Here is a 12,635-nt window from a genome sequence, read left to right as displayed (position 1 = left end):
CCCGGCGCGGCTCAGCCGGCCACGGCGGTGAGCAGCGCGTGCCCGGCCAGCGCCGCCGCGACACCGACGACGGCGCTGGCCGCCGCGTAGCCCACGGCGAGCGCGGTGCGACCCCGTTCGAGCAGCGACAGCGTCTCCCAGCCGAAGGTGCTGTAGGTGGTGAACGCCCCGCAGAACCCGGTGCCGAGCAGCGCGGCGAACCCCGGCCCGGCCGACGGGGTCAGCGCCACCACCGCACCCAGCACGAACGACCCCACCACGTTGATCACCCAGGTGCCCCACGGGAACGCCGACGGCGTCCGCGCCTTCACCGCGGTGTCGACCAGGTAGCGCAGCGGCGCCCCGACGGCCGCACCGAGGGCGACGAGCAGCGCCGTCATCGGGGGCTGCCCCCGGCGAGCGCGCGGGTCAGGCTCGCGCCGAGCGCCGTCGCGGCGACGGCGAGCACCGGGGTGCCGACCATCAGCGCGAGCGACCCCGGTGACCCGAACGCCGGCGCGGCGACGTCGACGGCGTAGGTGGAGAACGTCGTGTACCCGCCGAGCACCCCGACCCCGAGGGCCGGTCGGACCAGCGGGTGGGCGGAGAACCGCTCGGTGACCAGCACCATCAGCATCCCCATGAGCAGGCAGCCGGTGACGTTGATGATCAGCGTCGTCCACGGTGCCGGCGGGCCGACGAGCCCCAGCAGCCAGCGCACCTCGGCGCCCACCACCCCGCCGGCGGCGACGGCCGTGAGCACCGCCGGCCGGCCGGGCGCGCTCACGACGCGGCCTCCGCCCGGGCGGCGCGGCGCGCCGTGGGGAGGCCGATCGCGGCCGCGACCAGGCAGGCCACCGCCCCCAGCGCGAGCCCGCCGCGACCACCCCACTGCTCGCTGACCCAGCCGGCGATCGGGCCGCCGATCGGGGTGGAGCCGAGGAAGGCCACCGACCACAGCGCCATCACCCGCCCCCGCATGTGCGGGGCCGAGGCCAGCTGCAGCGTCGAGTTGCCGCCCGCCATGAACGCGACGCTGGCCATCCCGACCAGCCCCATCGCGACCAGCGCGACCCACAGCGACGGCGCGATCGCGGCGAGCCCCATGACCAGGCCGAACAGCAGCGCGGTGCGCACCAGCATCGGCACCCCGGTGCGCCCGTTCCCGGCGACGACGAGCCCCCCGACGACCGCGCCGACACCCATCGCGCCGGTCAGCCAGCCGTAGGTGCTCGCGTCGCCGCCGAAGGTCTGCGAGGCCACCACCGGCAACACCACCGGGAACTCGTAGGCCAGGCAGCCGATCAACGCCATCATCACCAGCGGGACCCGCAGCTCGGGGTTGTCCCGCACGTGCGCGAGTCCCTCGCGCAGCTGCCCGGGCGCCCGCGGCGTCGGCGCTGTGGGCACGAGCGCGGAGGTGTCCAGGCGCAGCAGCGAGGTCACGACGGCGACGAAGCTGACCGCGTTGACCGCGAAGCAGATCCCGGTCCCACCCGCGACGATGACCAGCCCGGCGACCGCGGGACCGACCGCGCGCGCGGCGTTGACCAGGACCGAGTTGAGGGTGACGGCGTTGCGGAGGTCGTCGGGGCCGACGAGCTCGTGCACGAAGGTCTGCCGGGCCGGGTTCTCGACGGCCTTGTTCAGCCCGAGCACCGCGGCCAGCACGTAGACGTGCCAGAGCGCGACGGTGCCGGTGAGGGTGAGCACGGCGAGCGCGGCGGCCTGCAGGCCCATCATCGTCTGCAGGCCGATCATCAGCCGTCGCCGGTCGAGCCGGTCCACCCACACCCCGGCGTAGGGCCCGAGGAGCAGCGTGGGCACGGTCTGGACGGCGACGACGGTGCCGAGCACGGCCGCGGACCCGGTCAGCTCGTAGACCAGCCAGGACTGGGCGATCGACTGCATCCAGGTGCCGACCAGGGAGATCGACTGACCGCCGACCCAGAGCCGGTAGTTGTGGCCGGACAGCGACGCGAAGGTCCGGGCGAGCGCCCGCCGGGGTGCCTGGTCCGGGCCGGCGGTCACCGTGCGTCCCGCAGGGCCGCGGCGAGCGCGTCGAGCGCGGGCAGCGCGGCCCGCAGCCGTGCGGTGTGGTCGGGGGTCAGGGCGTCGACGTGTGCGCCGAGCAGACGGGTGCGTTCCTCGCGCCGTCGGCGGTGCTCGGCCGCGCCCGCCTCGGTGACCGCGACGCGCACGGCGCGGCCGTCGTCGGGGTCGGTGTCGCGGACGAGCAGTCCCGCGGCCTCCAGCCTGCCGGCCAGACGCGACAGCATCGTGGGGTTGACCCCCTCGACGGTGGCGAGCTCCCCCATCCCGATGGGGCCGCGGACGGCGACGGTGCCGAGCACCGACAGGGCGCTGCGGGTGAGGTCGGAGCCGCGGGTGGCCCGGTCCAGGCCACGGGCGATCCGGGCCAGGTCCGTGCGCAGCCGCGCCAGCTCGTCGGGGTCGAGGCCGCTCATGCACACTCCATATGATTGCCTGTCGGCAAGCATATACCCGTGCAACGATCCGCGCCGCGTCGCGGACGCGTGGTGCGGCCCCGGTCAGGCCGAGGCGGCCCCGGCCTCCGACGCCCGGAGGCGGGAGGCGAGCCGCTGCAGGTCGTCCCGGAGGCGGAACAGCTCGTCCGTCGACATGCCGGTGGCCTTGATGACCTCGTCCTGCGCGGCGGCGGCCTGGTCCCGCAGCGCCTTGCCCTTCTCGGTGAGCGACACCTGCACGGTGCGCTCGTCGTCTGGGCGACGGGCGCGGGTGACCAGCCCGCGGCCCTCCAGCCGGGTCAGCATCGGCGACAACGTGCCGCTGTCGAGGAACATGCGCTCCCCGAGCTCCCGCTGGGGCACCGTCTCCTCGGCCCACAGCACGAGCAGGACCGCGTACTGGCTGTAGGTCAGCCCGATGGCGTCGAGGATCGGGCGGTAGCACCCGGTCATCGCGCGGGACGCCGAGTGGAGCGCGAAACAGAGCTGCTCGTCGAGCGCCAGCGGCGCCACGGTTCCGGGCTCGGTCATTCCCACAGGGTATGCGTTCGGCGTCGGGAGTACATCCGAGCCCGCGGGATCCGGCGTGCCGCGACGGCCCGCCGGGGTGGCCGCGACGAGGAACGGGTCCGGGGTGCGACCACCCCCGAAGCGGTCGCACCCCGGACCCGGGGCCCACGGACCGGAAGGCTCCCCAGCGCCCGGTCCGTGCAGGAGTTCGTGTCGTGCATTCGTGGCCCCAGGATTCCCCGGCCGTGCGCGGCTCAATCGCAAACAGGTCCGGTTCACCCGCACCGCCCAGTGCCGGCGCGCACCGTGGCCCGGTCGTCGGCACCGCGCTACGACAACGGGGTGACAGCGGGGTGACGGCGGACCGCTACGACGGTGGTACGGCGACCACCGGTGCCGGGAACGTCTGCACGGTCCGGGCGAGGATGCCCAGGGTCGCCCTGAGAGCGTGTTTGGAAATGGTGGGTGTGTCGGGATGGTCGACACGGCTGGGGTGCTCCATCGTGGTCGGCATGCAGGAACGACCGCGCCGGTACCCCTCGGACACCAGTGATGCCCAGTGGGTGGTGATCGAGCCGTTGTTACCGCCGCTCGCGCGGCGGGGGCGGCCTGTTGCTCATGCTCGTCGGGACGTGCTGGACGCGATCTTGTATGTCGTGCGGACCGGGTGTGCCTGGCGGGCGTTGCCGGTGGACTTCCCGCCCTGGCAGACCGTCTACTGGTACTTCAACCAGTGGGAACAGCAGAAGGTCACCGAGAAGATCCTCCCGGTCGTGCGGGGGCAGTTACGTATCGCCGAGGGCCGTGATCCGGAGCCGAGTGCGGGGATCATCGATTCCCAGTCGGTCAAGGGCGCCGACACCGTCGGCCAGGACTCCCGCGGCTACGACGCCGGGAAGAAGACAGGCGGACGGAAACGGTTCATCGTGACCGACACCCTCGGTCTGCTGCTGACCACGATGGTGTGCTCGGCCTCGGTACAGGACCGCGACGGCGCCAAGCCGATCCTGCTCAACCTCTACCTGCGCACCAGGGTGCGGTTCGTCTACGCCGACGCCGGCTTCGCCGGGCGACTGCTCGACTGGGCCGCCACGATCCTGCAGACAACGATCGAGATCATCCGCAAGCCACCCGAGCAGCGCGGATTCACCGTCCTCCCACGAAGGTGGGTGGTCGAACGGACCCTGGCCTGGCTCACCGCACACCGACGCCTGGCCCGAGACTACGAACGCCACCCCACCACATCCGAAGCCATGATCCGCTGGGCCGCGATCAACACCATCACCCGCCGCATCGCCCGTGGATACCCCGCCACCCGCCAGCAGAAACACACGACACCCTCAACCCACTAGAATTTCCAAACACGCTCTGAGCGACGACGCGGAGATCACCGGGAACAGGTCGGAGTCGCGGTACTGCGGGTGGATGTCGGACCAGTCGCACCACGAGACGACCCGGGTGCCGCCGCCGTCGGCCTGGTCGACCGGCTCCAGCCGGTAGCCGTACACGTGGCCGACCGGCGGGCGCATGACGCCGACGATGGTCCAGGAGATCTCGCGGTCCGGCACGTAGCTCGCGATGTGCACGGTGACGTCGTAGCGCCCCATCGGACGGTCGCCGAGCGATTCGCGGTCCATGTGCACGACGAAGGTGTCCCCGGCCGCCGAGACCGGTTCGCCCTCGGCCGACATCAGCATGCCGGAGCTGTCGATGGCCACGTGCCCACGCGGGTCACGGAGCACGGCGAAGATCTCGGCCGGGCTCGCGTCGACGATGCGGGAGGTCTCGATCCGCTGGTCGCTCATGGAACCGATCATGCCCCGTCCCGGCCGGTCCGGCCCGGGACGGAGCACGACGATCGCGGGCTCAGGCGGCGGGACCGACCGGGAAGCGCAGGACGGCGCCGACACCGTCGGTGAGCGAGACCTCGTCGCCCGGGTGGACCAGCACGACGGCGGCATCGGTCGCGGCGGCCGCCCGGACGAGCACGTTCGCGGCCGGTCCGGACAGAACCGGGGTGTCACCGACGAGCTCGTCGGCCTTCTCCCCCACTGCCGCCGGGTCGGTCCCGGCGACCAGCTCGGTCCCGGGCACCGCGGACGGGTCGACCAGCAGCGTCTCGACGGCGTGCGCACGGTGGCCCCGACGACGTCGCCGAGCCCGGTGACGGCGAGCCCGTCGTCGCGGCCGGAGGCGGTCGCGAAGCTCGAGACGGCCTCGCCGCGGCGGGCCTCGCGGACCTCGTCGGCCGCGGCGCGGACGGTGTCGTCGACCTGCTCGGGCGCCGTGCCGCCGGTGTTCTCGATCTCGGCCATGATCCCGGCCGAGGCCGGCGGGAGCTCGTCGCGCAGGCGGGCCCGGGACTCCGCGTCCCCGGCGACGACGAGCAGGTCCGCGTTGCCGCCGCGGACGATCGTGTCGACCCGCTCGGCGACGGCCCGGGCGTTGCGCTTCCAGGTCTCCTCGACCCGGGCGTCCGCGGAGCCCTCGCCGGGGCCTGCGACGTTCGCCTTGTGGACCGGGCCGCCGGAGTCGGTCGACACCTCCTCGACGGTGCCGTCGACACCGCGGATCCGACCGCCGGTCCGGTCGAGCGCGACGACGACGGTCGCCACGTCCTCCCCCACCGCGCCGAGCACGCCCAGCAGGTCCGGGACCGCACCCCAGGTCGCGGTCCCGCGCTCGGGCGGGACCTCGGTGTGCCGGTCGAGCAGCACCCGCGTCGCGTCGGCGACCAGTACCCGCCCGGCCGTGCCGTCGGGGGCGTCGGCGGCGGTCACGGCCTCGTCGAGGACGGCGAGCGCCGAGGAGTCGGCGCCGGAGTCGGCGAGGCGCTCACGCAGGTCGCGCCAGCGCAGGCGGTACTGCTCGGTCGCGTCGGCGGTGTCGTGCGTGGCGTCGAGCACGACGGTCGCGAAGGGGCCGTCGCTGTCGTTCAGGGGTCGGATCCAGTCGGTACGCATCGACCGTCGCCTTCCCGGCACACCGGTCGGCAAACGTCGCGCGGCTCAGGTCGACCACGCGTCCGCGGCGTCGGCGAGTGCGTCGGCGACCCCGCGGGGCAGCGGTCCCGACCCACGGTCGGCGGCCGAGAGCGCCCCCGTGACGCGGCCGTCGTGGCGGAGTGCGACCGCGACGGCGACCGCCCCGGGCAACAGGGCTCCGCTGGCGCCGCGTTCGAACCCGTCGGTGCGGATCCGTGCGCAGGTGTCGAGCAGCGCGGCGGCGGCGCCGGGGTCGCCGTCGTGCGCGGCCAGCGCCACCCGCTTGCGCTCGGCGGGGCGAGGTGGGCGAGCAGGACCCGGCCGGCAGCGGTGTCGGGCAGCGGCGCGCGGACCCGGGCGGACAACGCCACGTCGAAGCTCTCGTCGGCGCCCGCCCAGTCGAGGTAGACGACGTCGTCGCCGATCCGGGCGGCGAGGAGCACGGGCAGGCCGGTGTGCCGGGCCAGCTGGTCGAGTGCCTCGTGCGGGATCGCCGGGACGGGTGGTTCTCCCGCTCTCGCCGCGAGCATCCACGGCGCGGGCCCCAGGGTGTAGCGACGGTCGCGTTCGTCGAGGTAGCCGGTGGCGACGAGACCGTCGACGAGCTTCTGCACCGAGGACACCGGGGCACCGACGCGCCGGGCCAGCGCGGAGAGGGTGCTGCCGTCGGGGCGGCGCGCGGCGGCTTCGAGCAGACCAGCCACCCGGTCCACCGTCCGGTGGTGCTTACGCATATGGGTAAGGGTAGCTCGCAGGAGCGAGAGAAGTTAGCCATGCTCATGGAGAACGTGATCGCGGACCGACCGGAGGGAGCACGACATGGGTGGCGCACTGGACGGGCTGCGGGTGATCGACCTGGCCTCGGTGGTCATGGGCCCCTACGCCTGCCAGATCCTGGGTGACCTGGGCGCGGAGGTGATCAAGATCGAGCCGCCCGCCGGGGACATGACCCGCCGGACGCTGCCCCAGCGCCACCCCGGCATGGGTGCGCTCGCGCTGAACGTGAACCGCAACAAGCGCTCGGTCGCCCTCGACCTCAAGACCGACGCCGGGCGGGCCGTGCTCGACGACCTGCTCGACACCGCCGACGTGCTCGTCACGAACATGCGCCCCGGTGCGCTGGAGCGGCTCGGGCTCGATCCCGGGCGGGTCGCCGAACGCTTCCCGCGTCTGGTTCAGGTGCGGGCGCAGGGCTTCCGCAGCGACTCCGAGCTGGCCGACCGGGCCGCCTACGACGAGATCGTCCAGGCGTCCTCGGGGATGGTGGACCTGATGCGGCGGGCGACCGGCACCCCGTCGTACGCGCCGACGATCCTCGCGGACAAGGTGTGCGCGCTGACCATCGCCTACTCCACGCTGGCCGCGGTGATCCACCAGCGGGCCACCGGTGAGGGGCAGCTGGTCGAGGTCCCGATGACCGACACGCTGCTCGCGTTCAACCTGGTGGAGCACCTGTCCGGGCACACCTTCGTGCCCGCGGAGGGCCCGACCGGGTTCAACCGGTCGATGGCGGCCGGGCACGAGGCCGTCGCGACGAAGGACGGCTGGGCGTGCATCCTGCCCTACACCCCGCGCAACATCGCGGACTTCTTCGCCGCGGCCGGCCGTGAGGACCTGGCCGCCGACGAGCGGTTCGCCACCTCGCCGGCGATGGCGGCGCACCAGCCCGAGCTGTACGCGCTGATCGGCGAGCTCGCCCCGCAGCGCACCACCGACGAGTGGGCGGCGCTGTGCGCCGAGCACTCGATCCCGTTCGCGCCGGTGCTCGCCGTCGACGACGCCGAGACCGACCCGTACGTCACCTCCGGCGGTCTGCTGACCGAGGCCGAGCACCCCACCGAGGGCCGCTACCGCTCGATCGGCTTCCCGGTCCGGCTCTCGGCCACCCCGGCCGGGATGCGCACCCCCGCCCCCGCACTCGGTGCCGACGGCGCCGCGGTGCTGCGCGAGCTGGGGCGCACCGAGGACGAGATCGACGCGCTCGTCGCCGAGGGGGTGCTGGTCCGATGAGGGCCGCCGACGTCCTCGCCGCCGGGACCACCCCGCTCACCGCGCCGGCGTTCCCGCCCGGGGCGCACCGGTTCACCGACCGCGAGTACCTCAACGTCGTCTACCGCACCGACCCCGACGCGTTCCGCCACGCCCTGCCCGAGCCGCTGGTGGCCGGTGACCCGCTGGTCCGGTTCGAGGTCATGCACATGGGCGACGTCGACGGGTTCGGCCCCTACACCGAGTCCGGTCAGGCGCTGGCCTGTTCCTTCGACGGCGAGCAGGGCGAGTACCTGCACGGGATGTGGCTGGACAACTCGCCGGCCACCTTCGCCGGTCGCGAGCAGAGCGCCTATCCCAAGGCGTTCGGCACCCCGCGGCTGACCGTGGAGGACGGCGCGCTGGTCGGGACCCTGCACAAGGGGTCGCTGCCGGTCGCCGTCGCCACGATGGCCTACCAGCACGCCCCGCTCGATCCGGCCGAGGCCGCCGCGCAGATCGGCGTCCCGACGTTCATGGTCAAGCTCGTCCCCCGGCCGCTCCGGCCCGGTCGACGCCCGCCTGGTCCGCACCCGGATCACCGACCTGACCGTGAAGCGCGCCTTCACCGGCCCGGCGCGGCTGCAGCTGTTCCACCACGTCCTCGCACCGCTGGCGGACCTGCCGGTGCGCGAGGTCGTCTCCGCATCGCACGTGCTCACCGACCTCACCCTGGCGCCGGTCGAGACCGTGCACGACTACCTGGAGCGCTGACATGAGGATCACCGAGATCGGCGCCGGCACGATCGGCGTCTCCTGGACGGTGCTGCTGGCCGCGGCCGGGCACGACGTCGTCGTCACCGACCCGCGGCCGGACCTGGCCGACGTCGTCGAGACCGAGGTGGCGCGCTTCGGCTCGCCGGACCTGCTCGACCGGGTCGTGTGCGAGCCCGACCTCGCCGTCGCCGTCGCAGGCGCCGACGTCGTCCAGGAGCAGGGCCCGGAGGACCTGGCGGTCAAGCGGGAGATCTGGGCGACGGTGGCGGCGCACGCCCCCACCGGGGCGCTGCTGCTCAGCTCCACCTCCGGGATCCTGCCCAGCGACATCGCCGCCGAGCTGCCCGACGACGCCGCCGCGCGGCTGCTGGTGGCGCACCCGTTCAATCCGCCGCACGTGCTGCCGCTCGTCGAGCTCGTCGCCGGGCGGCGGACCGGGCGGGACGCCGTCGAGCGCGCCGCGGCGTTCCTGCGCGGCGTCGGCAAGGACCCGGTCGAGATCCACAAGGAGGTGTACGGCTTCGTCGGGAACCGGCTCCAGTCCGCGCTGTTCGCGAAGCCGTGTCCCTGGTCCGCGACGGCGTGGTCTCCCCCGCCGAGCTCGACCGGGTGGTCACCGGGGCGCTCGGCCCGCGCTGGGCGACCGGCGGGCCGTTCCTGTCCTTCCACCTCGGCGGCGGTGACGGCGGCCTGCGCCACCTGCTCGAGCACCTCGGCCCGGGCATGGCGCGCCGCTGGGCCGACCTGGGGAACCCCGCCCTCGACGCCGACACCGTCGAGGCGATCAGCAGCGCCACCGAGGACGCCTACGGCCCCAGCCGCGAGGCGCTGACCACCGCACGCGACCGCGCCGAGACCGCCGTGCTCGCCGCCCGCGACGACATTCTGGAGCAGTCATGACCAGCCCCCTGCCCGCCGACCTCTACGGCTACCTGGACCTGCTGGGCGAGCAGGAGAAGAAGATTCTCGCCCGGGTCCGCGAGTTCGCCGAGACCCGGATCGCCCCGATCGCCGACGACTACTGGGACCGCGCCGAGTTCCCGCACGAGCTCATCCCCGGCTTCGCCGAGCTCGACGTCGTCGGCCTGGCCCGGGAGTGGCCGGACCGGCCCGCGTACTCGCGGCTGCTCACGTCGTTCGTGTCGATGGAGCTGTCCCGCGTCGACCCCTCGATGGCGACCTTCTTCGGCGTGCACGCCGGGCTCGCGCTCACCTCGATCGACCTGTGCGGCTCGGAGGAGCAGAAGCAGCGCTGGCTCCCCGCCATGCGGCGGATGGAGCTGATCGGGGCGTTCGCGCTGTCCGAGCCGCACGGCGGTTCCGACGTCGCGGGCGGGCTGGAGACCACCGCGCGGCGCGAGGGGGACGGCGCGGACGCGGTGTGGGTGATCGACGGTGCGAAGCGCTGGATCGGCAACGGCACCTTCGCCGACCTGGTGGTCGTGTGGGCGCGCGACGTGACCGACGACCCCACCGGCGGCCCGGTGAAGGGCTTCGTCGTCGAGAAGGACATGCCCGGTTTCACCGCGACGAAGATGGAGGGCAAGCTCGCACTGCGCTCGGTGCAGAACGCCGACCTCACCTTCGACGGTGTGCGGGTGCCCGAGGCGAACCGGCTGCCGGGTGCGGAGTCCTTCCGCGACACCAACCGGGTGCTGCGGGTGACCCGCGGCGGGGTCGCCTGGAACGCGGTCGGCGCGATGGCCGGGGTGTACGAGCTGGCCCGCGACTACGCCGTCGAGCGCGTCCAGTTCGGGCAGCCGATCGCGTCGTTCCAGCTGGTGCAGGACCATCTCGTGTCGATCCTGGGCGACGTCGTGGCCTCGCTCGGGATGGCGGTCAAGGTCGCGCAGATGCAGGACGACGGCACCTTCCGCGACGAGCAGGCGGCCCTGGCCAAGCGGCAGGCGACGATCATGCTGCGCGACGCCGTCGCGCGGGCCCGGGAGGTGTTCGGCGGCAACGGCATCCTGCTGGAGAACAAGGTCGGCCGCTTCTTCAACGACGCCGAGGCCCTCTACTCCTACGAGGGCACCAAGGAGATCAACACTCTGGTCGTGGGGCGTGCGGTCACGGGGATCGGGGCGTTCGTGGGGCGGAAGCCGGCGAAGCACTGAGCCGGCCCCTCGGCACGGCCCGTGGAGCACCGACCAGCGCCACGGCGTCGCGCAGGGCCCGCAGCCCGGCGACGACGGGGTCGGCATCGGGCAGCGCCGCGAGGTGGGCGTCGACGCACTCCCGGTAGAGCCCCGCCAGGTGGTCGGTCAGCAGCGACCAGGCGGCGACCCGGTCGCCGAGCGTCCCGCCGCGCCACCGCAGGGCCGCGGTCGCCAGAGCGCCGTGCTCGCCGTCGTAGGACGCGACGGCGGCGTCGTTGCGGCCGATCTCCCCGGTCGTGAGGGTGTGCAGGAACCGGACGGGGAACAGCACCGTCTTGGTGACCGCCCGCGGCCCGCGGGCCAGCAGTGTCGCCGGGTCGGCGATCCCGGCGAGCCAGGCGTCGTCGACCCGCTCGACGAGGAACTCCGCCGAGCCGCGGACCAGCTCGTCGTGGGTGGGCCGCACGGCGCCGTCGCGCACGTCGGTGCCGTGGCGCAGCACCCCGGAGTCGAGCAGGTCGAGCCGGTCGACGGCGGGCAGCCGGGCCGGCCGGTCACCGGGGCCGTGGCGGACGGTGTGCGGGTCGGCCCAGAACACCGAGAGCCGCTCGGCCAGCCCGTCGGTGCCCGCGGCGGCGTCCCGGGCCGCGGCGACGACGTCGTGCACCCGCGACGCCGTACTGCCGCCGGTCTCCGACAGCACCAGGGCCAGGTCGACGTCGCTGACGGCGGGGGCGAACCCGCCGTGCGCGAGGCTGCCGAGGGTGTAGGCCGCCACCAGGTCGTCACCGAACTCCCGGCGTGCCGCGTCGGTTCGCCGCGCCCAGCACCGCCTCGCCCCGAGCGTCGTCCGTCACCGGTCCAGCCTGCCACGCGGGACCGGTCGCCGACCGCCGGGCGAACCGGGGCGCCCGCCCGGCCCCCCGGCGTTGCGCACGTCCGGCTCCCGGGGAGGATCACCGACGTGCTCGACATCGGACCGGTGGAGATCCCCGGGTCGGACGACCACGAGGGTTTCGTCAGCGCGGACACCGCCGACGGTCGCGCGACGGGGATCTGGGCCGACGCGCGTCGCGCACCGGCCGTCGCCTACCGCGCGGCCTGCGAGTGCGGCTGGCGTGACGACGTGGCGTACGTGCCGGGCCCGTGCGGCCACTCCGCGGCGCTGCGCGCGTTCGTGGACCACCACTTCGTGCCGGTCACCGGCGTCCGGGCGCTCGACCCGGCGCGGCACTTCCTCCCGGCGTGGTCGGCCGTCGTGGGCGTGCGGGCACTCGCACCTGCGATGGCGTGAACGCCCGGTTCGTACACCTGCGGCCGGTTCGGCAGACTGGAAGAATGACCGTCCCACACCGCCACGCCGCACCCGACGCCGTCCGCTCCACGCCCGTCCTGGCCCTGCGGGTGCTCGCGACCGCCTCGGTCGTGGTCCTGGCCTGGCAGTTCGTGACAGCCGCCGGCCTGTTCACCGGCGGCGACGTCGGTCCGCACGGCGCCGGGGCGATCGTGCTGCACGTCGTCACCGGGCTCGCCGCGGCGGCCGCGGTGTGGCTGCGGGTCGTCACGGCCGGGTCGTGGTGGCCGTCCGTGCTCGCCGTCGCGGTCTTCGCGTTCACCTTCGTCCAGGCGTGGTTCGGGAGCATCCCGGGCCTGGTCGTGCACGTGCCCGGGGCGATGGCGCTGGTCGCCGGATCGGTGTGGCTGGCCGCGTGGTCGTTCCTCCGCGCCGGCTGACCGGCCCGGGTCGGTGACGGGGGTCACCCGAACCATGCGGACGCGTCCGTCCGAACACGACCGGGGTGGTCCGTCCGGTTCGGCGCGCGCGATGA

General features: G+C 74.1%; 13 protein-coding genes and 4 pseudogenes. 8 read left to right on the top strand and 9 right to left on the bottom strand.

Annotated features, from left to right (window positions below; translation table 11 throughout):
* Positions 1-11: 11 nt before the first annotated feature.
* The 5 genes from crcB to KPL57_RS07940 form a co-directional block, all read right to left on the bottom strand.
* Positions 12-380 carry a fluoride efflux transporter CrcB gene (crcB, locus tag KPL57_RS07960; protein WP_020625581.1) on the bottom strand — a complete coding sequence of 123 codons (369 nt, stop codon included), beginning with the start codon at positions 378-380 and terminating at the stop codon, positions 12-14.
* Positions 377-766 carry a CrcB family protein gene (locus tag KPL57_RS07955; protein WP_226351069.1) on the bottom strand — a complete coding sequence of 130 codons (390 nt, stop codon included), beginning with the start codon at positions 764-766 and terminating at the stop codon, positions 377-379. The genes crcB and KPL57_RS07955 overlap by 4 nt, the downstream gene beginning before the upstream one ends.
* A complete protein-coding gene (locus KPL57_RS07950; RefSeq protein ID WP_226351068.1) occupies positions 763-2,010 on the bottom strand; it encodes an MFS transporter in 1,248 nt (415 codons plus the stop codon). Before KPL57_RS07950 ends, KPL57_RS07955 begins: the two co-directional genes overlap by 4 nt.
* A complete protein-coding gene (locus KPL57_RS07945; protein ID WP_226351067.1) occupies positions 2,007-2,447 on the bottom strand; it encodes a MarR family winged helix-turn-helix transcriptional regulator in 441 nt (146 codons plus the stop codon). Before KPL57_RS07945 ends, KPL57_RS07950 begins: the two co-directional genes overlap by 4 nt.
* Positions 2,448-2,531: 84 nt before the next feature.
* Positions 2,532-2,999 (bottom strand): MarR family winged helix-turn-helix transcriptional regulator, encoded by a 468-nt coding sequence (locus KPL57_RS07940; RefSeq protein WP_020626520.1) that lies wholly within the window; start codon positions 2,997-2,999, stop codon positions 2,532-2,534.
* Positions 3,000-3,436: 437 nt separating this feature from the next.
* Between KPL57_RS07940 and KPL57_RS07935 the strand changes: the two are divergent.
* A pseudogene (locus KPL57_RS07935) lies at positions 3,437-4,346 on the top strand (IS5 family transposase); the annotation flags it as partial.
* Here KPL57_RS07935 and KPL57_RS69460 read toward each other — a convergent pair.
* The 3 genes and pseudogenes from KPL57_RS69460 to KPL57_RS71870 form a co-directional block, all read right to left on the bottom strand.
* Positions 4,319-5,941 (bottom strand): SRPBCC family protein, encoded by a 1,623-nt coding sequence (locus KPL57_RS69460; protein ID WP_308252819.1) that lies wholly within the window; start codon positions 5,939-5,941, stop codon positions 4,319-4,321. The pseudogene KPL57_RS07935 and the gene KPL57_RS69460 sit on opposite strands and share 28 nt — an antisense overlap.
* Positions 5,942-5,986: 45 nt before the next feature.
* On the bottom strand, positions 5,987-6,241 hold the full coding sequence (locus KPL57_RS07920) for a hypothetical protein (protein ID WP_226351099.1): 255 nt from the start codon (positions 6,239-6,241) through the stop codon (positions 5,987-5,989).
* A gap of 299 nt (positions 6,242-6,540) precedes the next feature.
* Positions 6,541-6,696, bottom strand: a pseudogene (locus KPL57_RS71870) (helix-turn-helix domain-containing protein); the annotation flags it as partial.
* Positions 6,697-6,781: 85 nt separating this feature from the next.
* Here KPL57_RS71870 and KPL57_RS07910 point away from each other — a divergent pair.
* From KPL57_RS07910 to KPL57_RS07895, 5 genes and pseudogenes are all read left to right on the top strand, one after another.
* Positions 6,782-7,972: a CaiB/BaiF CoA-transferase family protein gene (locus tag KPL57_RS07910; protein ID WP_075553932.1), complete on the top strand. Its 1,191-nt coding sequence runs from the start codon at positions 6,782-6,784 to the stop codon at positions 7,970-7,972.
* Positions 7,969-8,704 (top strand): annotated as a pseudogene (locus KPL57_RS07905) (acetoacetate decarboxylase). Before KPL57_RS07910 ends, KPL57_RS07905 begins: the two are co-directional and overlap by 4 nt.
* Position 8,705: 1 nt before the next feature.
* Positions 8,706-9,158, top strand: a pseudogene (locus tag KPL57_RS69455) (3-hydroxyacyl-CoA dehydrogenase NAD-binding domain-containing protein); the annotation flags it as partial.
* 110 nt (positions 9,159-9,268) lie between these two features.
* Positions 9,269-9,607, top strand: a complete 339-nt coding sequence (locus tag KPL57_RS69450) for a hypothetical protein (protein WP_308252818.1) — start codon at positions 9,269-9,271, stop codon at positions 9,605-9,607.
* Entirely contained in the window at positions 9,604-10,824 is a 1,221-nt protein-coding gene (locus tag KPL57_RS07895; RefSeq protein WP_226351066.1) for an acyl-CoA dehydrogenase family protein, read from the top strand. Before KPL57_RS69450 ends, KPL57_RS07895 begins: the two co-directional genes overlap by 4 nt.
* On the opposite strand, the gene KPL57_RS07890 is transcribed toward KPL57_RS07895, so the two are convergent.
* Positions 10,778-11,584, bottom strand: a complete 807-nt coding sequence (locus KPL57_RS07890; protein ID WP_226351065.1) for a hypothetical protein — start codon at positions 11,582-11,584, stop codon at positions 10,778-10,780. The genes KPL57_RS07895 and KPL57_RS07890 overlap by 47 nt on opposite strands.
* Positions 11,585-11,770: 186 nt before the next feature.
* Here KPL57_RS07890 and KPL57_RS07885 point away from each other — a divergent pair, with 186 nt between their 5' ends.
* Together KPL57_RS07885 and KPL57_RS07880 are read left to right on the top strand one after the other, a co-directional pair.
* On the top strand, positions 11,771-12,100 hold the full coding sequence (locus tag KPL57_RS07885) for a hypothetical protein (RefSeq protein ID WP_226351064.1): 330 nt from the start codon (positions 11,771-11,773) through the stop codon (positions 12,098-12,100).
* A 44-nt stretch (positions 12,101-12,144) separates the two neighbouring features.
* Positions 12,145-12,540, top strand: a complete 396-nt coding sequence (locus tag KPL57_RS07880; protein ID WP_075306548.1) for a hypothetical protein — start codon at positions 12,145-12,147, stop codon at positions 12,538-12,540.
* The last annotated feature ends 95 nt before the right edge of the window (positions 12,541-12,635 follow it).

Source organism: Pseudonocardia sp. ICBG601 (genome assembly GCF_020496245.1).
The sequence above is the reverse complement of the archived record's forward strand: the minus strand, read 5'-3'. Positions and strand labels throughout refer to the sequence as shown.

Coding starts and splice junctions, on each gene's coding strand:
- KPL57_RS07945 (WP_226351067.1), bottom strand. CDS start 2,447: ATGAGCGGCCTCGACCCCGACGAGCTGGCGCGGCTGCGCACGGACCTG.
- KPL57_RS07940 (WP_020626520.1), bottom strand. CDS start 2,999: ATGACCGAGCCCGGAACCGTGGCGCCGCTGGCGCTCGACGAGCAGCTC.
- KPL57_RS69460 (WP_308252819.1), bottom strand. CDS start 5,941: ATGCGTACCGACTGGATCCGACCCCTGAACGACAGCGACGGCCCCTTC.
- KPL57_RS07880 (WP_075306548.1), top strand. CDS start 12,145: ATGACCGTCCCACACCGCCACGCCGCACCCGACGCCGTCCGCTCCACG.
- crcB (WP_020625581.1), bottom strand. CDS start 380: ATGACGGCGCTGCTCGTCGCCCTCGGTGCGGCCGTCGGGGCGCCGCTG.
- KPL57_RS07910 (WP_075553932.1), top strand. CDS start 6,782: ATGGGTGGCGCACTGGACGGGCTGCGGGTGATCGACCTGGCCTCGGTG.
- KPL57_RS07895 (WP_226351066.1), top strand. CDS start 9,604: ATGACCAGCCCCCTGCCCGCCGACCTCTACGGCTACCTGGACCTGCTG.